We start from the raw sequence: 24,489 nt of genomic DNA, 5'->3' as shown, positions 1-24,489 counted from the left end.
GCCTGCTCATCCGTTGACGCGGACATCCGCGCGAATGTTTTGGATGGATCGCAGGGCCGTTCTCAAGCTTGCGTGAAGCTCCGGCTTGCGAACGATTTCGTCGTGGTCGCCATCGATCACGTCGATCGTGACAGAGCCTCGCGTAAACGACCGCCAGTCGACGGGAAAGCCTCCTCCGTCCGCGAGCGAGCGACGCGCCCACCAGACGTGCATGGAGGCGCAAATCGGACGCAGCGCCGAGCCACGCGTCAATTCTTTCGCATTCTCGGCGTCCGAATAGAGAAAATTCACGAGATCGGCGGAAATGTTTCGCCAAAATCCCCGTTCCTGCCCCCACTGCGCGGCATAAACGAAGCGCTCTCGTTCGGACAGATCCGTCGAAACGCCTCGAATATGTTCATAGTCGTCGGGAGCGAGGAGGCCCTCTATCTCCTTGCCTTCGAATTTTGCAAATTGATCGAGATAATCGAGAACGGTACGGCTCGTCCTCCGCCTCTCGGACCAGAGCTGCGTATCGAGGAGACCCAGGAAGGCGACGTCTTCTCCCTGTTCTTCGAGCCTTGCCGTCATGGCCATGGCGATGACGCCCCCCATGCTCCACCCTAATAGATGATAAGGCCCCCGCGGCTGACGCCGGCGAACGGCGTCGACGTAAATCGCCGACATGTCTTCGATCGACGTGTCGAAATGGGTCGGATCGAAGATGGTTCTGGATTGAATTCCATAGACCGGAAGCACCCCGTCCAGTGCTTCGGCCAGAGCCTGATAGCGAATGATCGACCCTCCAGCGGGGTGAATACAGTACAATGGCGAAACATCGTGGCCACGGCGCATCAGAACCAACGGGACATATCCTTGCTCTCCCGAAATCCAGCTCGACAATTGCGCGATCGTCGGAGCCTGGAAAATCGCGGTGACGGGAAGGCTGCTGCACACAGCGCTTCTGATGCGGTCGACGAGCTTGACTCCCGATAGGGAGTCGCCTCCGAGATGGAAAAAATTGTCGTCGATCCCGACGGGAGAAATTTCCAGCACCTGTTCGAACTCCCGAGCGATGAGCCATTCGACCGGCGTTCGCGGCGCGACATATCGGCTGCTCGGCAGCGCCGCCGCGTCCGGAGCCGGCAGAGCCTTGCGATCGATCTTGCCGTTCCTCGTCAAAGGCAGGGCGTCGAGGACGACGAAGGCCGAAGGAATCATGGGATCGGGCAAGGCCCTCCCCAGCGCCGCCCGCAGTTCGCCCGCCGACAGGGCGGCATTCTCCCGCCCCGCCACATAGGCGACGAGCCGCTTCTCCCCGGCGTTATCCTCGCGCGCCGTCACGACGGCGTCGCGCACGCCCGGAATCCGAGACAACGCCGTCTCGATTTCGCCGAGCTCGATCCGAAATCCACGAATCTTCACCTGATTGTCGACGCGGCCCAAAAACTCGACGTCGCCGTTTGCTCGATAACGAGCCAGATCGCCCGTGCGATAAAGCCGCTCTCCCGCCGCGCCGAACGGGTTTGGAACGAACCGCTCCGCCGTGAGATCCGCTCGCCCGAAATAGCCCCGCGCCAATCCGACGCCGCCGATATAGAGCTCGCCCGCCACGCCGATGGGCGACGGGCGCATATGCGCGTCGAGCAGATAAACTTCGACGTTTCGGATTGGGCGGCCGATGGGCGGCGCGAGCGTCGATCGCCGCTCGACGTTCAATGGCGACATCAAGGCCCCGATCGTCGTCTCGGTCGGTCCATAATGGTTGAATATTCGGCATTCGGAGCCGTTGAAAGCCACGGATTCCGCAAGCTCGCCGGATAGGGCCTCGCCTCCGAAAATGAGAGCCTTACGCGGCTGAAGACGCGCGGCGCCGCCAGAATGCGTCAAGGCGCCATAGTGAGACGGCACGATCTTGAGCACGTCGATGGCGTGTCGCCTCATATAGTCCGCCATCGCGTTCGCGTCGGTCGCGGTCTCATAGCCGATGACGTGCAGACATCCGCCGCTGGTCAAGGAGGGAAACAGCGCCGTGTTGCCGAGATCGGCGGCGAGCGTCGAGACCATTGCGAACCGAAGACGCTTTCCGTCCGCAAGCCGATCATTGATGGCCCGCGTGTAGTTCACAACGCCGCCATGCGCGACGGCGACGCCCTTCGGCCGTCCGGTCGAACCGGAGGTATAGATGACGTAAGCGAGGTTCTGCGGCGTCGCGCGGGCGGCGGGATTGTCCCGCGGCTCGCGCGCGATCGAGGTCCAATCGGCGTCGAGACGCAACGTCTGGATCGACTCCGGCAGACGCGCGCGCAGACGCTCCTGCGTCAGGACCAGCGCGGGACGCGCGTCCTCGATCACGTAAGCGAGACGCTCGCTCGGATAGTCGGGATCGAGCGGCAGATAGGCCCCACCGGCCTTCAACACGCCGAGCAGACCCACGACCATCTCCAAGGATCGCTCGACGCATATGCCGACCACTGTCTCCGCGCCGACCCCCAGGCCGATGAGGCGATGAGCCAGTCGGTTGGCCCTGGCGTTCAGCTCGTCATAGGTGAAATACGCGTCCTCGAACGCCACGGCGACCGCGTCTGGCGTCTTCGCCGCCTGCTCCTCGAACAGTTGGTGAAGGCATTTGTCGCGCGGATCGTCCGTCGCCGTGTCGTTCCATTCGACCAGCAGCCGCCGCCGCTCGGCCTCGCACAGCATCGGCAGCTCGCTCGCGCGACGGTCGGGATCGGCGACGATCCCCGCGAGCAGGGCGCAATAGTGCCGCGCCAGCCTTTCGATGGTCTGCGGATCGAAAAGCGTCGTCGCATAGTCGATCCGTCCGCTCAATCCGCCATCGGCCTCGACGAGAGAGAGCGTGAGATCGAACTTCGCCGACCCGCTGTCCGTCGCCAGCGGCTCCACCTGCAGCCCGGGAAGCGCCAACTCGCGTCCCGGCGCATTCTGCAAGACGAACAGCGTTTGAAACAACGGCGAACGGCTTATGTCGCGCAGCGGCTGCAACTCGTCGACCAGCCGCTCGAACGGCGCGTCCTGGTTTTCCTGCGCCCCGAGAGCCGTTTTGCGCACCCGGGCCAGCAGAACGCGAAATGTCGGATCTCCGGAAAGATCCGTCCGCAGCACGAGCGTGTTGACGAAACATCCGATCAGCCCCTCGAACTCCACTCGGCGGCGGTTCGCGACAGGCGTTCCGACGCAAATGTCGCTTTGGCCGCTGTATCGCGACAGCAGAAGCTGAAACGCCGCCAATAGCGTCATGAACAGCGTCGCGCCCTCCTTGCGGCCGAGGCGGCGCAATCCTTCGGTCGTTTCTTTCGTCACCGGGAAACGACACACCGCGCCCGCATGGTCCTGCGCCGCCGGTCGCGGACGATCCGTCGGCAAATCCAGCGAGGGCGGCGCGCCGGCCAGCTCGTTCCGCCAATAGGCGAGCTGCCGTTCCAGAACCTCGCCTCCCAGCCAGTCGCGCTGCCATGCCGCGTAATCGGCATATTGGAGCGCGAGAGGCGGCAATGACGACGAGCCTCCTCCGACGAAAGCCTCGTATAGAGCGGCGAACTCGCGAACGAGAATATCCGTCGACCAGCCGTCGGACACGATATGATGCAGCGTGAAGGCCACGATATGCTCGCGCTCTCCCGTATCGGCGCGTAATCCCAGATCGATCACCAATGTCCGCAACAACGGCCCCGTCGCCAAATCGAACGGACGACGCGCCTCCTCGTCCACCAGACGGCGCGCTCCCGCCTCGCGAGTCGTCGCGTCGACGCCGCTCAGGTCGATCATCGGAGCGGCAATCTCCAGCACCGGCGCAACGGTCTGAACCGGCTCCCCGTCCCGCATCGTGAAAGTCGTTCGCAAGACCTCGTGACGCCGAACGATCTCGTTGATCGCGGATATGAAGGCGGCGGAGTCGAAGCGTCCGGTCAGCCGCAGCGCCGCCGGCACGTTGTAGGAGGCGTTTCCGGGGTCGAGGCGATCCAAGAACCATAGTCGCCGTTGACCATACGAAAGCGGCGCCGGACGAAGTCGCGAATGCGGCTGGATCGCCGGAGGCGCATGCCGATGCGTCTGCGATAGGGCGGCGACGATGCTGCCTTTGTGCGTCGCCAACGCCTGGCGTATCTCTTCGGTGACGGCGCCGGCCGGAGCGGCGCAACGCACCCGCCCGTCGTCCAGATAGATCCGGATGCCGCGAGACTGCATTTCGCTCATGAGCTCCGCCGCGTTCATATCTCGAACTCCTCGAGTTCGACGGACGGCGCGTGTTCAGGTCGCTCGGGAGCATCGAGGCCGCGCAGAATTTCGACGGACTCGGCGACCGCCGAAAGCGTGTCGGCCTCATAGAACACCGACATCGGGAACGACACCCCGAGGATCTGCCATATTCTGGAGATCGACTGCAGCGCCTTCAGCGAATGGCCGCCCAGCTCGAAGAAATTGTCCTCTATCCCGACGCGCTCCAGCCCCAGGACGTCGGCCCAGATATGACACAAGGCCTCCTCGGTCGGCGTGCGCGGGGCCACGTAACGGCGCGCGGACAGCGCCTCCGGCGCCGGCAGCGCCTTGCGGTCCGCCTTGCCGTTCGTGGTCAAAGGCAGGGCGTCGAGAACGACGAAAGCCGACGGAACCATATAGTCGGGCAAATCCCGTTGCAGAGCCGCCCGCAGCGCGGCTGTCGACAACTCCGCTCGATCGCGCCAGACCACATAGGCGACCAGCCGCTTGTCGCCGGCCGCATCCTCGCGCGCCACGACCACGGCTTCGCGAATCTCGTCGAGGCCCGACAGCGCCGCCTCGATCTCGCCGAGCTCGATACGAAAGCCGCGGATCTTCACCTGATGGTCGATCCGACCCAGAAACTCGATGTTCCCGTTCGCTCGGTAGCGCGCCGAATCTCCCGTGCGATACAGACGCTCTCCCGCCTCCCCGAACGGGTTCGGGACAAAGCGCTCCGCCGTGAGATCTGGACGACCGAGATAGCCGCGCGCCAGTCCCACGCCGCCGATATAGAGTTCTCCCGCCACGCCCATGGGCGCAGGCTCCAAATCGGCGTCGAGAAGATAAATCTGCGTGTTCCATATCGGCCGGCCGATCGGGATACGCGTCTGCGCCGTGTCCCGCCGGCACGCGTAGGCCGTCACGTCGATCGACGCCTCGGTCGGACCGTAGAGGTTATGCAGCTCCGACGATTGCTGGAGATGAAACTGCTCCTCGAGTCCCGCCGGAAGCTCTTCTCCGCTGCACAGCACGCGGCGCACTGTCGTCAGCGGCGGCAAATCTGGAACGTTCAGGAAGATTTGCAGCATCGAGGGCACGAAGTGCAGCGTCGTCACCTGCTCGCGCTCGATGATCGCTCTCAAGCTCCGCGGATCGCGGTGATCGTTCGGCGGCGCCAACGCCAACCGGGCTCCGACCGTCAGCGGCCAGAAAAACTCCCAGACCGACACGTCGAACCCATAGGGCGTCTTCTGCAACACTGTGTCCGACTCGGTCAGCTCGTAACGAGCCTGCATCCACTCCAGACGATTGACGACGCCACGATGAAGGACGGCCACGCCCTTGGGTTTGCCGGTCGAGCCGGATGTGTAGATGACATAGGCGAGATTGTGCGGAGCGGCGCGCCGGACGGGATTGCCGTCGCTCTCGATCGCCGTCCGATGGGCGTCGAGACACACTGTCTGGATCGTCGCCGGCAGACGCTCGCGCAAGCGCTCCTGCGTCAACACCAGCGCCGGGCGCGCGTCGCCAATCATATAGGCCAGCCGCTCGCTCGGATAATCCGGATCGAGCGGCAGATAGGCTCCGCCGGCCTTCAAGACGCCGAGCAGGCCCACCACCATTTCCAAGCAGCGCTCGGCGCAAATGCCGACGATCGTCTCGGCCGCGACCCCCATGCCGACGAGACGATGCGCCAGCCGGTTGGCGCGCTCGTTCAGCTCGCGATAAGTGAGACGCTCTTTTTCGAACACCGTCGCGACCGCTTCGGGCGAGCGCGCCGCCTGCGCTTCGAACAGCTCGTGCAGGCATTTGTCCAAGGAATAATCCGCGCCCGTCGCATTCCATTCGACGAGCAGCTTTTGCCGCTCGGCCGGCGGAAAAATGTCGAGCTTGCGCGCCGGCGTCTCCGGCGCCGTCTCCAACGCCTCGACCAGTTCCTCCAGCGCGGTCCGCATGTAAACGCAGACCTGCGCCGGATCGATCGCCCCCCGCGTCTGCACGGCGAGATGAAAACCGTCGCCGAAATCGTCCACCGACAGCGTGAACGGATAATTGGTGCGTTCCTCGGCGTGGAGCGTTGTCACGCCCTCGACGATCGCGGATGCGTGTCGGGCGGCGTCGGAAGAGGCCGGGTTGTGACGATAGTTCAACAGCGCCGAAAACAACGGCGCCGGGGCCTCGACTCCGCTGCAGCGCTGCGCCAGCGACAGGGAGGCGTGTTCGTGCCGCAACAGAGCGGTCAGCAGGCCGTGCATGCGCCGCACGCTCGCGGCTATTCCCTCCGCTCCGATCCGAACCCGCAACGGCAGGGTGTTGATGAACAGGCCCAGCGCCCGATCCGTTCCGACGCCGCCGTGCATGCGCCCGAACAGAACTGTGCCGAACACCACGTCCGAACGGCCCGAAGCCCTCGCCAGAAGCTGCGCGAAGGCCTGATGGCAAAGGCTCGCGGCGCTCACCCCCAGCCCGCGCGCGCGCGCGCGTAGCCGACGCGCCAAATCCGCATCCAGGGCGAGGCGCGCTTCCGCGACGCCCGAGCTGTCGCCCCGCACGTCCAAAAGTCCGAACGGCGCCGTCACCTCCGTCACATCGCCGAGCATCGCCTCGAAAAATGCCTCATGCTCCTCCCGGCTCACTCCGAGCCGCGCCTGCGCCACGAAATCGCGGAATGGCGTCGCCGCCGGCAGGAGCGCCGATTTCCCCATGAGATGCGCCCGAGCCTCTTCGGCGGCGATCTCCAGCGTCGTGTGGTCCAACGCCAGATGATGCGCCAGCAACAGCAGGACCCAGCGCTCCCCTGCCGCGTCATGCGCCGCGAAGCCGTGCATCAGCGGCGCATGACGCACGTCGAGCCGGAGCCGACGCGGATCGAAGCGCGCCCGCAGCTGTTCCGCGACATCGCCGGCCGCCGGGTCCAGGCGGACGTCCTCGACGCGCAGCGGAGCCTCGCGCCAGACCACCTGCATCGGTTCGGCCAGTCCTTCCCACGCGATCGACGTGCGCAAAATGTCGTGCCGCGCGACCACCGCCTGCAACGCCGCGACAAAGCCGTCCAATCGCTCGCGCAGGTCGAACGAAAGCACATACGACAATAGATAAGGATCGCCTTCGAGCGCCATCAGATGATGGAACAGAATGCCTTCCTGCAGAGGCGCCAGAGGATAGATGTCTTGGACGTTCGCCGCTCCGCCGGGAACCGCGCCGACGATGCGGTCGATTTCCGCTTGCGTCAGCGCCGCCAGCGGCAGCATCGCCGGCGTGATCGCCTCGCAACCACGCTCGATGAGGTTCGGCGGAACCACGACGGCGCGCTGGTCTCCGATCGCCGCCGCGAGCCTCGCCGGCGTCGGATGACCGAACAGCGCGCGCACGTCGGTCTGCAATCCCTGCCGTCGCAGGCGCTCCAGCAGCCTCACCGCCAACAGGGAATGGCCGCCGAATTCGAAGAAATCGTCGTCTATCCCGACGCGTTCGAGGCCGAGCACGTCGGCCCATATTCGGCACAGCGTCTCTTCGACCGGCGTCCTCGGCGCGACATAGGCGCGCGCGATCTGCGCCTCCATATCGGGAGCGGGCAGCGCCTTGCGGTCCACCTTGCCATTTTTGGTGAGAGGCAGGGCGTCGAGAACCACGAAGGCCGAAGGGACCATATAATCCGGCAGCTCTCGTTGCAGCGCCGCCCGCAATTCGGCGACGGACACATCCGCTCCGACGCGCCCGACCACATAGGCGACCAGTCGCTTGTCGCCGGAAACGTCTTCACGCGCGACCGCCACGGCTTCACGCACGCTTTCGACGCCCGACAGCGCCGCCTCGACCTCGCCGAGCTCGATGCGAAAGCCGCGGACTTTCACCTGGTGGTCGATCCGGCCCAGGAACTCGATGTCCCCGTCGGCCCGGTAGCGGGCCAAATCGCCCGTGCGATACAGTCGCTCTCCCGTATCGCCGAACGGATTTGGAACGAAGCGTTCCGCGGTCAGATCGGGGCGGCCGAGATAGCCGCGCGCCAAGCCGGCGCCGCCGATGTAGAGTTCGCCCGCCACCCCCGCCGGAACCGGCTCCAGCCCGGCGTCCAGAAGATAAATCTGCGTGTTCGAAATCGGCCGGCCGATGGGAGGATTCCGCTGGTCGTTCTTGTCCAGCAATGCGAAACTGGAATAAGTCGTGCATTCGGAAGGACCGTAGAGGTTGAACACGGCTTCCACGCCTCGACGGTGGTTCAGCGCTCGCGCCAAGGATCGCGGCAAAGGCTCGCCGGCGAGATTGATAATTCTGGCGGAGGCCGGCACGCGATCGAGCCGGAGCAATTCGGCCATTACGGACGGAACCGTGTTGATCAATATGCCGTCGTGACGCTCGAACCGTCCCAGCTCGGTAATATCCTTCAACACGAATAGTTTTATGCCTCGGCACAAAGGCAGGAATATTTCGAACACCGACAAGTCGAAGCTCAACGACGTCGCGGCGGCGAGTCCTTCTATCCGCTCGTCGCCGAACACACCTTTTGCCCAATGCAGCATCGCCACGGCATTTCGATGCGCGATGAGCGCGCCCTTGGGTCTTCCCGTGGAGCCGGAAGTGTAGATCACATAGGCGAGGTTTTGGGCGGTGGCGCGCGAGACGGGATCGGCTTCGCTCTCTTCTTCGATCGACGCCCAATCCGTATCCAGACACAGCGTCTCGACATTGTCCGGGAGCCGCTCTCGCAGGCTCCGCTGTGTCAGCGTCAGCGCGGGCGAGGCGTCGTCGATCATATAGGCGAGCCGCTCGCTCGGATAATCGGGATCGAGCGGCAGATAGGCCCCGCCGGCCTTCAAGACGCCGAGCAGCGCCACGATCATCTCCAAGGACCGCTCGACGCAAACGCCGACGACCGTCTCCGGTCCGACCCCCAGGCGGCAAAGACGATGCGCCAATCGATTGGCCTTGGCGTTCAACGCGCCATAAGTGAGGCGGTCGTCCCCGAAGACGACCGCCACGGTCTCGGGCGCGCGCGCGACCTGTTCCTCGAACAGGTCGTGAATGCGCTTGTCGCGCGGATACGCCGCCGCCGTGTCGTTCCATTCGACCAGGAGCCGACGACGTTCGTCGTCGCTCAGCATCGGCAATCGGCTGAGACGACTGCCCGGATCGGCGACAATCCCTTCGAGCAGGTTCACATAGTGGTGCGCCATTCGCGCGATCGTCGGCGCGTCGAACAGGGCCGTCGCATATTCGAACGACGCATTCAGCCCGTCGTCACTTTCCTCCAGCGCCAAAGTGAGATCGAACTTCGCGGTCCGCCCTTCCAGCGCCACAGGCTCGACTCTCAGGCCTGGAAGCGCCAGCTCTCGGGTCGGCGCATTCTGCAGAACGAACATCGCCTGAAAGAGCGGACTGCGGTTGTCCCGCGCAGGCTGCAGCTCTTCCACCAGCCGCTCGAAGGGCAGGTCCTGATGCTCCTGGGCGCCCAGCGCCGTCTCGCGCGCCTGCGCCAGAAAGGCGAGGAATGTCGGGTCGCCGGAGAGGTCCGCGCGCAACACCAGAGTGTTCACGAAGAATCCGATCAGTCCCTCGAGCTCCACCCGGCGGCGGTTCGCGATCGGCGTTCCGACGCAAATGTCGCGCTGACCGCTGTGGCGCGACAGCAGAAGCTGGAACCCCGCCAACAGAACCATGAACAAGGTCGCCCCTTGCCGACGGCCGAGGCCGCGCAGCCGGTCGGCAAGCTCCTTCGAAACACTGAAACGATAAGTCGTTCCGCCATGGTCGGGCGCCGGCGGACGTGGACGATCCGTCGGCAGATCGAGCGCCGACGGCGCATCCGCCAACCGGTCCCGCCAATAGGCGAGCTGCCGCTCCAGAACCTCCCCTTGCAGCCAGTCGCGCTGCCACGCCGCATAATCGGCGTATTGGATGGCGAGGTCCGGCAGCGGCGACGGTCGTCCCGCGATGAACGCCTCATACAGAGCGACGAATTCGCGGATCAGAATATCCGTCGACCAGCCGTCCGACACGATATGATGCAAAGTGAATGTCACGACATATTCGCGCTCTCCCGTCACGGGATGCGCGCCGAGATCCAACACCAGCGTCCGCAGCAACGGCCCTTTCGTCAGATCGAACGGCCGAAGCGCCTCCTCGTCGACGAGGCGCCGCGCCTCTTCCTCGCGGCGTTCCGAGTCCAGCCGGCCGAGATCGATCACCGGCGCCGCAATCTTCAGTTCCGAGTGAACAGCCTGAATCGGACCGCCGCCTAGCATCACGAAAGTCGTTCGCAAAACCTCGTGCCGGCGTATGATCTCGTTGATCGCCGCCACGAAGACGCCGAGCTCGAGCTCACCCGACATGCGAAACGCGCCGATGTTGTTGTAGTGAGCGCCGCCGGGCTCGATCTGATCGACAAACCACAGCCGCAGCTGCGCGAAGGACAGGGGCTTTGCGGAGCCGCTCGTCCTGGCGACGATCGCTTCGGCGGCTGTCTTCTCCCCCAAACGCCTCATCAACAGCGCACGCTTTTCCGGAGAGAGGCGCGCCATGCGCTCGACGAACTGGTCCATTTCGATTTCCTCGAACAATTCTTTCGCCCGACGACGAGGTCACATGAAGAGTTCGGCCTTGCCGAACAGGCGCCGGGCCTCGACGTGAGCCTCTTCCTCGAGACGTCGAGCGAATGATCCGATCTCGGTCATGTAGACGTCGTCATCGGACGGTTCGAGCGCCAGCAGAAATCTGACCCACGGCTCCCGTCCCACCGCATAGACGAAGGCCCGCCGACATTGGATGGCTCGCGCCAGCTCGAAGGCCGTCGCCGAATTGCAGCCGTTCGAACGACGATCCTTGCTGTGGCGATGATCGGGCTTGATCGGCAGAATCGGTCCATAGACCCACGCCAGCGGCGCGCCGACGCACTCCATTCCCACGAACAGCGTGTCGATCGGGCCGGTGATCCGACAGACATGCGCATAAATGGCGGGATCGAGGCAGTTGGAATCGGCGGCGAACAGCAACGTCTGCCCGCCTATTCGAATGAAATACGCCGATTTGGCGCTCGGCAGATCATTGTGCTCCCCGAGGAACGGAATGGCGACGATCTGTCCGTCGGCGATGGCGAGCTCGTCGAGACACTCCACCTCGCGCACGCCGCGAAAACCAAGTCGCCCCGCCAGAAGGCGCAAGGACATGTCTGCGAAGAATGCGTCACAGTTCTTCGGCACGACCAGCGTTTTGATCTTGTGACGCAGCCGCAGAAGCGTCTCTATGACGAAATGGTCGTGATGGCCGTGAGTTATGAGCGCATAGTCGATCTGGTCGGGAAGGTCGTCGTAGCTGAACCGCTCGATGTCGCAGCTTTCCGGCCGGACAGCGATCAAGGGATCGATCAATATCGAAACATCGGCGCTTTCCACCAGAACGCAGGCATGGCCGAAATAGCGGATACGGACTCCGCTCCCACGCCAACGCTCCCGCCGCTCTGGATGGACCTCTTGCAACAGCCCCGCCAGCCGCCCCTCATCCTCGGGCGAGAGATCCAACAGCTCTCTGATTTCTCCAAAGCTCCTCGGCCGACAATCCAATCTGAACAGCTCGTCGACTCGAGGATCGTCGAAACGCACGTCCCAATCGATGGCGTTCTCGTCGGGAAGCCTCGGCGTGCTCATATAATAGGGGCGCGAAAGATCATGCTCTTGTCGAAACAACCGGAACGATTGCAGTTCTCTCTTATAGTAGGGACTGTTGTAGAGCATTCCCTCCAGGCAACGCACGATCGGCCGGTTGTAATAATCATACACGAGTTCGACATATCCGCGCAGCGCGGGAGGAAGCCGGCGATAATAGCTCTCGAGACTCTCCCCCTTCGCCTCTCTCACGAGCCAATTGTGGAACTCGGTGAGCGCATGGGCGAAATCGACATTTTCTTTGAGAGAGTCTTCCATGTCCCGCAGCAGCGCCGCGACCTCGGGCGTTCTCTCGCTGGGAATATCGACGAATGCGCCGCCCAGGAGTCGCGGGTCGCGGCACGATTTCTCATGTAGGCCGGGATTGTCCAGATAGGACCGCAATGTCTTTACCTGATAATTCACCAGATGCAGGCTGAAAGCCGCCGGCGCCATCACATGCGCCCATGCCGGCCAGCGCCCGACCAGCGGCTCGACGCAGGCGCTTTCCGCCAAAGCGAACACGGCGCCGTCAGACATGGTGGACCTCCTCGTCGAGCCCGCGGCCCGAGACCACCGACAATCCCGGTTCCGGAGCCTCTTCGATTTCCGCCAGCAGCGCGTTCAACTCATCGTCGGCGAATTCTCTCTTGGCGCACCGCTCGACTTCCAGAACGAATTCTCGAAACGCGCCGTCGTCGAAAATGCTGGCGATCGGAATGTCTTTGCCGAGCAGCTGCTGGGCGCGCGCGATCACCTGGATCGCCGACAGGGAATTGCCGCCGAGATCGAAGAAATTGTCGTCATCGCCGACGTCCTCGATCGACAGCACCTCGCGCCAGATTTCAGCCATCAGCGCCGCAATGGCGCTCGACGGCTCGTTTGCTCTCGCGCGGCTGCTCGTCGTGGACGATGTCGCCGGCAATGCGCCGCGGTCGATCTTGCCGTTGGGCAATCTCGGAAGAGAGGCCAATATGACGACGCTGTCTGGAACCATATAGTCCGGCAGATGTTCCGACAGATATTGTTTGAAGTCGGCGTCGCGCTCCTGCGCGCCGGCGGCCGTGACGAGATAGGCGAGGAGCTTCGCGCCGCCCGTCTTGTCGGATGATGCGATGACGACAACGTCTCGCGCGGAGGGATGACGCAGAAGCGCCTTCTCGATTTCGGCTGGCTCGATGCGGTAGCCCCGCACCTTGACCTGATTGTCGACGCGGCCGAGAAATTCGATGTCGCCGTCGGCGCGGAGGCGAACCCGATCGCCGGTTCGATACAGCCGCTCGCCCGCTTCGCCGAAGGGGTTCGGCAAAAAGCGCTCCGCCGTCAAATCCGCGCGTCCGCGATAGCCTCTCGCCAGCCCTTGTCCGCCGACATATAGCTCGCCAGGGACGCCCGGCGGCAGCAAAGTCCCGCCCGGGCCGACCACGAACGCTTGCGCGCCGGGTATCGGCCTTCCGATGCTTATCGGCGCATCCGCTCGATCCTCGGATTTGATCTCGTGAACCGTGCTCCAGACCGCGCATTCGGTCGGTCCATATTCATTGAAGAGAGCCGCGCGGGGAACGCGATCGAAGTGACGCGCCGCCACCTCGCCTCTGCATTCTTCGCCCGCGACGATGACACATTCGAGAGATGCGCAATTCGTCGGCGACGCGAGGCTCGACAGGACCGAATACAGCGACGGCAGGCACAAGAGATGAGAAACGGCCTCTTGCTCGATCATCCGCATCAAGGCGCCCGGGTCGCGCCGGATGTTCTCGCCGGGAATGCAGAGCCGGCCGCCCTCGAACAAGGTCCAGAAAATGCCGGCGACCGAACTGTCGAAAGCGATCGAAGACAATAGGAGATAGGTCTTCACGGGCGCGGCGTAGAATTGCCGGCGCGCGAGGGTCGAGGCGACCGCGTTGCGGTGCGAGACCATCACGCCCTTCGGCAGCCCCGTCGAGCCGGACGTATAGATCAGATAGGCCAAATTGTCCGGCCCAGCGCGGCTGGGGGCGGCGCGCGTCGGATTGGCGCCGATCATCGCCGCATCCGCATCCAAAAAAACGACGGGCGTCGAAATGTCGGGGAGACCGGCGACCGTCCGCCGCGTCGTTATCACGGCCGCGGCGTTGGAGTCCGCCAAAATATGCTGGATGCGGGCCGCCGGATAGGAGGGATCGATCGGAACATAAGCGCCGTCCGCCTTGAGCGCGCCGAGGATCGCGACGATCATGTCGATGGACGGCTCCAGGAAAACGCCCACCGGCACATCGGGGCCGACGCCCATATTCGCGAGGTGATGCGCGAGTCGATTGGAGCGCTCGACGAGCTCGCCGTAAGTGAGGCTTTCTCCGCCCGCCGTCACGGCGATGGCGCCGGCCTCGGCGGCGATGTCTATCGACTGGTGGAGAAGCGGTCGATCGGGAAGAATCGTCAGCTTTGCGCTCGACTTGTCGATAAGCTGCCGCTCCTGTTCTGGAGCCGATAAGGAGAGCGCCGAGATTCGAGAGCCGGGATGCGTCAGGACGCTTTGCGCCAGCGCGTCGAAATGCGACGCCATCCGAACGATTGTCGCGTGATCGAAGAGCTCCGAATCATATTCGAGCCTCGCCTTCAATCCCGGACGTTCATCGAAGATGTGCAGCACGAGATCGAACGTCGCCGACTCCGTGCTCGTCTCCTCGACGCGGATCGTCAGTCCCGGCAGCTCGAGCTTCTCCGAAGGAAGATTATGCAGAACGAAGGCGACCTGAAACAATGGATTGTGGCTCAATCCGCGTTTGGGAGCCAATTCCTCGACCAGCTTCTCGAACGGCACATCCTGGTTCGATTGCGCGCCGAGGGCAGTCTCGTGGACGCGCGCAAGGAAGGTCTCGAACGACGGGTCGTCGCCGAGCTGCGTGCGAAGAACCAAGGCGTTGGCGAAAAATCCGAGCAGGTTTTCCAGTTCCGATCGCGTGCGGAACGCGATAGTCGTTCCGACCACGAGGTCGCCCTGGCCAGTGTAATGGAACAGGAGCGCCTTGAATGTCGCGAGCAAGACGACGAACAACGTCGTGTCGTTGCCGCGGGCCAAATTCGTAAATCCATCACGCAGGCTCTCCGACAAACGCCATGAATGGGTCGAGCCGCGATGAGCTTGCTTCGCCGCGCGCGGCCGATCGGTCGGCAAAGCCGACAAATCCGGCAGGCCTTCGAGGCGCTTTTTCCAATAAGCGATTTGCTCGGAGCCGCTCTCGCTCTCCATCGTCCGCCGATGCCAATAAGCGAAATCGCCATATTGAATCGGCAGCGGCGCCAACGGACTGGGCGAATGAGACAGCGTCGCCGTGTAGAGCTGGCCGATCTCCCGGATCAGCAGCCCGCTCGACCACCCATCCCAGACGATGTGATGCACCGTCAGGAGGAGCGCATGTCGCGCCGGGCCGAGCTTCAACAGCGTCACTCGAAGGAGCGGCGGACGCGCGAGATCGAACGGCTTGCGCGCTTCCACGCCGGCTCGCGCTCGAACTTCACTTTCTTGCGACGCAGGATCGATGTCCTGAAGGTCGACATGCCCGATCGCCAGATCGACATGCGGCGATATGATCTGGACCGCCGCGCCATTCTTGCTCTCGAAGCCGGAGCGTAGAACGTCATGGCGGCGGATCACCTCGTTCAGGCTGGCTTCGAGCGCTCGCGCATCGAGGAGCCCGTCGAACCAAGCCAGCAGCGGGATATGGTACAATGCGGCGTTCGACGTCACCTGGCATTGGAACCAGATGCGTTCCTGGCCGAACGACAGCGGATTTTGTGACGGCGGGCGAACAGATATTTCGTTGCGCGCGACGTTGGGACGACGTCCCCGCAGCTTTATTTCGAGGAGTTTCCGCTTGGCTGGGGACAATCGTCCCTTTCTATCCTCGCCGGCGATGGGGGTCGCGCTCATTTCTTCCACACTCCAGTCGTGGGCGATTGCTTCGACTCGGCGAAGCGACAGTCGTTTTGCGAGACTATTCCGCCATCTGCTCACGGAGGCTCGCGGCCTCCTCGTCGCTGACGGCCTCGAGGGTCGCGATCAGAGTCTCCTCGATCTGTTCCGCGAGCGCGGCGATCGTCGTGGCTTCGAATAAATTGCGAAGCGGAATCTCGACGTCGAACGCCGCTCTTATTCTCGATCGCACCTGGATGGCGAGAAGCGAGTGGCCGCCGAGCTCGAAGAAATTGTCTTCGACGCCGACGCGCTCCACCCGGAGCACTTCCGACCATATCTCGCACAACAGCTCCTCGGTCGCATTGCGCGGCGGCGCATATCGTTGCGCAAGCAGGCGAGCGGCGTCGAGGTCGGGCAGCCGTTTGCGGTCGACCTTGCCGTTCGGCGTCAACGGCAAGGCCTCGAGGAACAAGAACGCCGCAGGCGCCATGAACTCGGGCAGGGTCTGGAGAATATGCTCGCGCAACGCACGCTCGTCCGACGCGCTCCCGACGACATAGGCCACGAGACGGTAGACGCCTTTCGAAACTTCCCGCGCTACGACGCAGACGTCCTCGACCGTGGGGTGGTTCAGGAGGCAGGCTTCGATCTCTCCCGGCTCGATGCGATTGCCTCGTATTTTCACCTGGTGATCGACTCGTCCGAGAAATTCGATGACCCCGTCGGAGCGATAACGGCCGAGATCGCCGGTGCGATAGAGTCGTCCGCCCGCCGGACCGAACGGATCGGGCAGAAACGCCGCGGCGGTGAGATCGGGACGATTCAGATAGCCGCGTCCGACCTGGACGCCCGCGACGCATATTTCGCCGGCCACGCCGATGGGCGTCGGTTCGAGCCAACGGTTGAGAATATAGAGCTGCGTGTTGTCCACCGGCCGGCCGATCGGAACGCTCAGATCATTGCCTTGCGGCGGCGCTTCGATCGGATGATAGGACACATCGTCCGAACATTCGGCGGGGCCATAGGCGTTGAGCAGACGCACATGCGGATAGCGTTCCATGAAGCGCCGGCAGAGCTCGGGAGCGAGGGCTTCGCCGCAGGGCAGGAGCCACCGCAGGCTCGTAAGCTCCTCGCCGGTTTCGGACGCGTCGAGCAGCGCCCGTATCATCGACGGCACCGCTTCGAGAATGGTGACGCCATTGGCTTCGATCTCCTTCAGCAAGCGCTGCGGATCGCGAGAAATGTCGTCCCGAAAAACTTCGACGCGCGCCCCCAGCGCCGGGGCTGTCAGGAATTGCCAAACCGATATGTCGAAGCATTGAGACGCGGTCTGCGCGATGACGTCGTCGGCCGTCAGTCCGAGCGCTCTCTCCTTGGTGATGAGATTGTTGAACATCCCGCCATGTTCCACCACGGCTCCCTTCGGCTTGCCGGTCGAGCCGGAGGTGTAGATCACGAAGGCGAGATTGCTCGGACCATGGCGGCGAGCCGGAACGGCGCATTCGCCCCCGCGCGCCTCCAATGCGGCGAGGTTCAGAAGGCGAGGCGCGACCGTTTCGAGGATAGCGAGCACGGCGCGGGCGCGTTCATGGTGAGCCGATCCGGCGAGCGCCCAGCCGACCCGCGCCTCTTCGAAAACCTGGGCGATGCGACCGTCCGGATAGGCGGGATCGAGCGGAAGATAGCCGGCGCCGGCCTTGAAGACGCCCAGCATCATCACGAGAAAATCAAGACCGCGCTCGTCTAGGAGCGCGACGATGTCGTCCGGCTTCACGCCTTCGTCGATCAGAGCGGACGCGACGCGGTCGGCGCGTCGGTCGAGCTCGCGATAGGTGAGCGTCGCGCCGTCACAGCGCGCCGCGACCGCGTCGGGCCGTCTTTGAACCTGCCCTGCGAATCGCCCGATAATGTCGCGCGGCTCGGCGTAGGCGTGAGCTGTCTCGTTCCAGTCCTCGAGAAGCAGGCGGCGCTCCTCGTCGCTCACCACGGCGAAGTCGCCCAATCGGGCCTCTGGACGCCGGATCATTTGTTCGAGAAGCCCGCGATAATGGGAGAGAAGTCGTCGCGCGCCGGCCGCATCGACACGATCGCGCGCATAGGTGATCTGCAAATGGAGACGCGGTCCGGGAATGACCACGAAGGTGATCGGATAGTTCGTATGCGTGCGGTGCCAGCAATCCGTGAACCGCCAGCTTCCTTTCGATTCCAGCAGGTCCGGATCGACGGGCGCATTTTCGAAGGTCAGGAGATATTGGAACAGCTCCGTCCCACGCGGTATCTCGCTCCACTCCTGAACTTGCGTGAGCGAAACATATTCATAGTCCCGGATCGCATAATTGTGCTCGAGCACGTCTTTCAGAAATGACGACAGCGATTGCTTCATGTCGACGGCGACGCGCAGCGGCAAGCCGTTGATGAACAAGCCGAGGATGGATTCGACCTGCGGAAGATCCGCGGGACGTCCCGAAACGGTGACTCCGAACACGACCTCCGCACGACTGGCGTATTGCGCCAGCAGCAGAGCCAGGGCGGCTTGCGCGAAGGTGTTGGGCGTCACTCGAAAGCGCTGGGAGAGCTGTTTCAGCTTCGCCGTATCGTCCGCTGAAAGATGCAGGACGATGTCCTCGATCTCCTCGCTATCGAGGCCTCCGTCGCCGCTCGAACGGCTCGCGAAAAACGGCGTCGGCTCGTCGAAGCCTCGCAGATAGTCTCGCCAGAACGGCTCCGCGGCGCTGGCGTCCCGGCGCCGCAGCCAAGCGATATAGTCTCGAAAGCCTCGATGAGCCCGCTCCGGCAAGGCGCGTCGCTCGACCAAAGCCTCGTAATTCGATTGAAGCTCTTTCAAGATGAGCGAGGTGCACCAAGCGTCGAACAGGATGTGATGGTGACTGCGGACCAATAGATAGCGACGCGTCTCCAAACGGAAGAGTCGAATTCTGACGAGCGGAGCGCGGCCGAGATCGAATCCCTGCGACCTTTCTTCCGCCAGCAGCGCGTTCAGGCGGCTTTCCTGCTCGGCTTCATTCAGCTCCCGCCAGTCGAAAAAAACGAAGGGCAATTCGATCCGCCGATGGACGAGCTGTTGGGAGCTCGACAAATTGTCCCAAACGAAGGACGTCTTGAAAATTGAATGCGCGTCGGCGACGGCCTGCCACGCGCGCCGAAACACGTCGACGTCGATCTCTCCCTCGATCCAATACCGATGTTGCATCACATAGACGCCCGAATTGGGCAGCGACAGCGTGTGAAACAGCAAGCCTTCCTGCAGCGGCGTCAGCGGATAGACATCCTCTATCTGCGATAGGGCCACGCCGAGCCGGTCGAGCTCGACCCCGCCGAGGCTCGACAGCGGAAAGATTTTGTCGGCGGCGGCGGTATCGAAAGGCGGCTCGCCGTCCAAGGTCGCATCATGCGACGTGAACGCCGACGCCAGTTCCGCAATGCTCTGATGGCGGAAGATTTGGCGCGGCGTGACGGCGAGACCGGCGGCATAGGCGCGACTCGCGGCCTGAATGCTCAATATCGAATCGCCGCCCAGCGAGAAGAAATTGTCGTCGATCCCGACCCGATCGACCGCGAGGAGATCGGCGTAAATGCCGGCGAGCAGCGCTTCGACCTCGTTGCGCGGCGCGCGATAGGCGCATGAGGAGGTCGCTCCCATGTCCGGCGGAGGCAGACGCTTGCGGTCGATTTTGCCGTTCGACGTGACCGGAAGCGCGTCGAGGACAACGAAAGCCGAAGGGATCATATAATCCGGCAGCGATCGGTGGAGATGCGCGCGCATCGCCTCAGCCGAAGCGTCCGCCCCTTTCGCGCCGACGACATAAGCAACGAGGCGGTTCTGTCCCGACGCCTCCTCGAACGATGCGACCACGGCCTGTTCAACGCCGGCATGCTCGCGCAACCGCGCTTCGATTTCGCCGAGTTCGACACGGTAGCCGCGGATTTTGATCTGCTGATCGATGCGACCGAGGAACGTCACGACGCCGTGGTCGTCGACGCGGCCGAGATCGCCGGTACGGTACAGCCGTTCGCCGGCGGCGCCGAAGGGATCGGGAACGAAGCGCTCCGCCGTCAAATCCGGCCGTCCGATATAGCCGCGCGCCAGCCCGGCCCCACTCACACAGATCTCGCCGCTCACGCCCAGCGGCGTCGGCGTCGAATTGGGGCCCAGAATATAGGCGGTGGCATTTCCGATCGGGCGGCCGATCGGCGCAGCCTCGACGGAGGCGCCATCCAACTCCTCTCCGGTCAAGCAGAGCATCAGCGCGCCGACCGTCGTTTCGGTCGGACCGTAATGATTGAACAATCGGAATGACGGTCCTGTCGACAAGAGCCGCTTCGCCAATCGCATCGGCAATGCCTCCCCGCCGAAGATCAGCGCTTTGCGAGGCAATGGGTCCCTGCCGCCCGCCGGCGGCAGGAGCGCGCTATAGTGCGACGGCACGATCTTGAGCACGTCGATCGGGTTCGCCGTCAGATAGGTCCCGAACGCGTGAGGATCGGTCGCCGCGTCATAGCTCAGCACATGCAGACAGCCGCCGCTCGTAAGGGATGGAAAGAGCGCCGTATGGCCGAGATCGGCGGCGAGCGTCGAGACGAGCGCGAAATGAAGTCCGCTCTCGTTTCCGAGCCGTTCGAGAATGGCATGTGTGTAATGGACGAGGCTCCCGTGGGAGACCGCCACGCCCTTGGGCTGGCCGGAAGACCCGGATGTGAAGATGATATAAGCGAGGTCGTGGCGGTTCGTGACGACGGGCGGGGCGGTGCTCGGCTGCGCCGCGATCTCCGCCGCGTCGCCGTCGAGAAAGATCGGCCTGTCGAAATCGATTGTCGAGCGTTCGAACCACTCCTTTCGGCAGAGCAGCGTGCGCGCGCCCGCGTCCTGAAGCATTTGGGCGATCCGTGCGGGCGGCAATTCCGGATCGAGCGGCAGGTAGGCGCCGCCGGCTGCGAGAATTGCGAGGATCGCGACGATCGTCTCGGCGGAACGCGTGACGCAAAGGCCGACCGGCGCATTGCGATCCACGCCCTTGCCGCGAAGAAAATGCGCCAGTCGATTCGCGTCTGCGTTCAACTCGGCGTAAGTCAGTCGCCTCTCCTCGGCGACGACCGCAACGGCGTCGGGCGCTTTGTCGGCCCATCCCGCGACGACACGATGGATGGTCGAGGCTTCCGACCACGCGATCGGCTCCGGCGACACCCGCGCGAGCAGGCGCTGCATTTCCGTCGGGGTGAGCAATGGCAGCGCCGCAATTCTCGTCCCCGGATCCGCCACGACCGCGTCGAGCGCCGACTCGAAGCACCCGGCCAGACGCGCGATCGTCGCGTCCTCGAACAGGTCACGCCGATATTGGAACGACAGAGCCAGGCCGTCGCGAGTCTCGGCCGCCATCAGCTTGAGGTCGAAGCGCTCGATCCGAGCCTCGAGCGGCAAGCCGGAGATCGTCAATTCTCCCCAGGGCAACGGCTCGCTCTCCTCGCCGAGCGCCAGTTGCGCATAACCGCTCTCCGCGTCCGATTGCGCCTGTTGCAGCGCGAACCAGGTCTGGAAAATCGGCCATTGGCCGGCGACGCGCTCGGGCTGCAGACGCTCGACCAGTTCCGAGAACGGAAAGTCTTGATGCGCCAGGGCCTCGATCACGCATCTGTGAACGTCGCGCAGATATTCCGAAAACGGCTTTTGTGGCGCGAGCCGCGTTCGCAGAGCCAGAGGATTGACGAAATTTCCGACGACGTTTCTGAAACGACCTTGGCTGCGTCCGCTGCTCGCCGTGCCGACGATCAGGTCCGGCTGATGAGTGTAGCGATAGAGAACAACCTTGTACGCCGCGAGCAAGACGGCAAACAGCGTGACGCCATTCGCATGCGCCAGCGTCTTCAGAGCCGCCGTCGTTTTCGCGTCGAGTTGCGTGCGGAACGTCGATCCGAGGCAGCGCGGTTCGGAGGATCGCGGATGATCGGCGGGAAGAGCCAATACCGGAAGTTCGTCCCCGAGCCGTTCTCGCCAATAGCGCCATGCGCTCTCGCTCGCCTCGCTCCGCATATATCGTCGTTGCCAGGAGACGAAGTCCTGATAGCTCGTCGAGAGAGCGGGAAGGTTGGCCGTTTGCTGGGCGCAACGAGCCGCATAGCCGAGTCGAAGCTCCTCCAGAACGATCAGCAACGACCATAGGTCCAGCGCAATATGGTGCGCGCAGAGCAGCAAGGTCGCGCCGTGGTCGCCGTGGCGATACAATGTCGCCCTCAATATCGGTCCCGCCGCGAGATCGAAAGGCTTCCAGGCTCGCAGACCCATGTCGTTCTGCAACTGATCGCGCGTCCAGCCGGCGGCGTCGACGATGGAAAAACAGTCGCCGATCGACCGCAGCGGCGCCGCCGACTGGACGACGTCGTCGCCTTCCAGCCCGTAGACGCCGCGCAAAATCGGACGCCGTTCGAGCACATCGGCCAGAGACATGCTCAGCGCCGCGCTGTCCACCGGCCCCTCGATCCGCAAGGCGAGGTGTAAATTATAAGCGACGCTCGACGGCTCCAATTGGTGGACAGCCCACATCGCCCGTTGCGTATAGGACAGACCGCGGTCGCCGATTGCATCATCGGCCCGCATCGGTTCGGCGGCCCGGGGAGACGCCGACTCGCAGAGCGCTTCCGCCGCTTGTCGGAATGTCATGTCGGACAATAGGGGAGAAAGAGGAACCTCCACGCCGAGCAACGCGTCGAGCGCGTGCTTGAGCTCGACTGCGCGCAAAGAGTCGAGACCGCTGGCGACGACCGGCGCATCCTCGCTCAACCCGCTCTCTGGCATACGCAACAGCCTGGCGGCGGTGGAGAGCAGAAAGCGCGTGAGCAGCGCGATTCTCTGCGGAGGAGCGAGCAGACCCAGCGCATCGCGCAAGAGCGCGTCGCTTCCCGCCGGCGCCGGCGCGACGGCATTTTCCTGCCGATCCGCGGCGCCTATTCTCTCCTCGCGTGTCCGTGCGAGAATTGGAAGCGTTCCTTCGAGATAGCCCCGCCGGCACTCGGCGCGGCGGATCTTGCCGCTCGACGTCTTCGGGACAGACCCCGGCTGAACCAGAACGATCTCCGAGGGGGCGATGTCGCATCCGCTCGCCAGCCGTTCGCGAATTTTCTGGAACAGCGCCTGCGCTCCATTTTCACGCAACGACTGCAGTAGCGAACGCTGAGGCTCCACGAGGACGACGAGCGCCTCTTGCTCCTCCATCGTCACCGAAAAGGCGGCGCTGCAACCGGGACGAACGTCTTCCACGTCGTCGTCGATCGCGCTCTCGAAATCTTGCGGATAGTAATTTCGGCCGCCGACGATGATGAGATCTTTCAGCCGTCCCGTAATAAAAAGCTCGCCTCGCTCCAGAAAGCCGAGATCGCCCGTGCGCATGAAGCGTCTCGTCTCCTCGCCTGCGAGCTGCGTGCGAAATGTGCTTTCGGTCATCGAGGGGCGATTCCAATAGCCTTGCGCGACGCTCGGCCCCGTCACCCAAATCTCGCCGACCGTTCCATCATCGCAAGGGTTGCTCGTATGCGGATCGACGATCAGAACCTCGTGTCCCGGCCAAACGCGCCCGCAGCCGACCACGGAGACGGCGTTCCCGGCGGCGGCGTCCACGATTCGGTTCGCCTCGAGCTCCGTCCGATCCACGCGACGCAGAGCGGCGGCCCTCCCGCGCGTCGGCGCCGTCACCACCAATGTCGCTTCCGCCAGGCCGTAGCACGGAAAGAAGCTGTCGCGCCGGAATCCGCAATCGGCGAAGGCGGCGGCGAAGCGATCGTGCGTCGCGGCCCGCACCGGCTCCGCTCCGTTGAAGGCGATGCTCCAGCAGCTCAAATCGAGATCGCGCTTCTCCTGCGTCGTGATCTTGCGCGCGCAGAGATCATAAGCGAAATTCGGCCCTCCGCTCGTGTGCGCGCGATAGGTCGAGATCGCCCGCAGCCATCGTATCGGCTTTTCGAGAAACGCCATCGGCGACATCAAAACCGCCGTCGCGCCGACATAGAGCGGCTGTAGAATATTTCCGATCAATCCCATGTCGTGATAGAGCGGCAGCCATCCGACGAGCGTCGATCGCTCATTGTGCCGAAAGCTCTCCTTGATCAACGATTGATTGGCGAGCAGATTGCCGTGGCTGACCATCACGCCGCGCGGATCGCCCGTCGAGCCGGAGGTATATTGCAGGAAGGCGAGGCGATCGGGATCGATTGCGATCGGCCGCCAGTCCGCGCCGTCCGACTCGACGCCGTCGGTCAGGCTCCATCGCCATTTTCCGGGTCGCAGCTTTTCTTCGGCGTCGCCGCCGAAACGCGCGTGGAGCGCGGAGGTCGTCATGACCGCCGCCGGCTCCGCATCGGAAAATATCGCCTGCAGCCGCTGGATATGTCGACCAGACGGCGGATAGGCGGGAACAGCGGCGACGCCCGCATAGAGACATCCGAAGAACGCTTCGATATAGTCCAGTCCCGGCGGATACAGAAGCAACGCCCGCTGGCCTTGCGCGTCGAGATCCTGAAGATTTGCGGCAATAGACCTGGCGCGGCGATCGAGTTCGGAAAAGCTCAGGCGAGCGCTTTCTTTCTCTCCGTCATCCAGAAAAACATAAGCCGTCTCGTCTGGCTGCCGGGCAGCCCGCATACGCAGCAGCGCCACCAGATTGGTTACGCTTTCCAGCGACCGGTCGTCCGCATGAGCGTGCTCGAATATCGAGATCATGATCGTTGCATCTCCAGGCCTTTTCG

5 protein-coding genes are annotated in these 24,489 nt (G+C 63.6%); all 5 read right to left on the bottom strand.

The window, feature by feature from the left end; genetic code table 11:
- Positions 1-6 precede the first annotated feature (6 nt).
- Positions 7-4,215, bottom strand: a complete 4,209-nt coding sequence (locus tag FMZ75_RS15925; RefSeq protein WP_166144129.1) for a non-ribosomal peptide synthetase — start codon at positions 4,213-4,215, stop codon at positions 7-9.
- Positions 4,212-10,742 (bottom strand): non-ribosomal peptide synthetase, encoded by a 6,531-nt coding sequence (locus FMZ75_RS15920; protein ID WP_166144127.1) that lies wholly within the window; start codon positions 10,740-10,742, stop codon positions 4,212-4,214. The genes FMZ75_RS15925 and FMZ75_RS15920 overlap by 4 nt, the downstream gene beginning before the upstream one ends.
- 39 nt (positions 10,743-10,781) lie before the next feature.
- A complete protein-coding gene (locus tag FMZ75_RS15915) occupies positions 10,782-12,380 on the bottom strand; it encodes an MBL fold metallo-hydrolase (protein ID WP_166144125.1) in 1,599 nt (532 codons plus the stop codon).
- Positions 12,373-15,753 (bottom strand): non-ribosomal peptide synthetase, encoded by a 3,381-nt coding sequence (locus FMZ75_RS15910; protein ID WP_166144124.1) that lies wholly within the window; start codon positions 15,751-15,753, stop codon positions 12,373-12,375. Before FMZ75_RS15910 ends, FMZ75_RS15915 begins: the two co-directional genes overlap by 8 nt.
- Positions 15,754-15,817: 64 nt before the next feature.
- Complete coding sequence (locus FMZ75_RS15905; RefSeq protein ID WP_166144123.1) at positions 15,818-24,463, bottom strand: non-ribosomal peptide synthetase; 8,646 nt, start codon at positions 24,461-24,463, stop codon at positions 15,818-15,820.
- Between the last annotated feature and the right edge of the window lie 26 nt (positions 24,464-24,489).

The organism is Methylosinus sp. RM1, from assembly GCF_011378635.1.
Lineage (GTDB): Bacteria > Pseudomonadota > Alphaproteobacteria > Rhizobiales > Beijerinckiaceae > Methylosinus > Methylosinus sporium.
This window is presented reverse-complemented; position numbering and strand designations above follow the sequence as displayed.

Excerpts from the sequence above, each read along its gene's own strand:
- FMZ75_RS15925 (WP_166144129.1), bottom strand. The coding sequence starts at position 4,215 with ATGAACGCGGCGGAGCTCATGAGCGAAATGCAGTCTCGCGGCATCCGG.
- FMZ75_RS15920 (WP_166144127.1), bottom strand. The coding sequence starts at position 10,742 with ATGGACCAGTTCGTCGAGCGCATGGCGCGCCTCTCTCCGGAAAAGCGT.
- FMZ75_RS15915 (WP_166144125.1), bottom strand. The coding sequence starts at position 12,380 with ATGTCTGACGGCGCCGTGTTCGCTTTGGCGGAAAGCGCCTGCGTCGAG.
- FMZ75_RS15910 (WP_166144124.1), bottom strand. The coding sequence starts at position 15,753 with ATGAGCGCGACCCCCATCGCCGGCGAGGATAGAAAGGGACGATTGTCC.
- FMZ75_RS15905 (WP_166144123.1), bottom strand. The coding sequence starts at position 24,463 with ATGATCTCGATATTCGAGCACGCTCATGCGGACGACCGGTCGCTGGAA.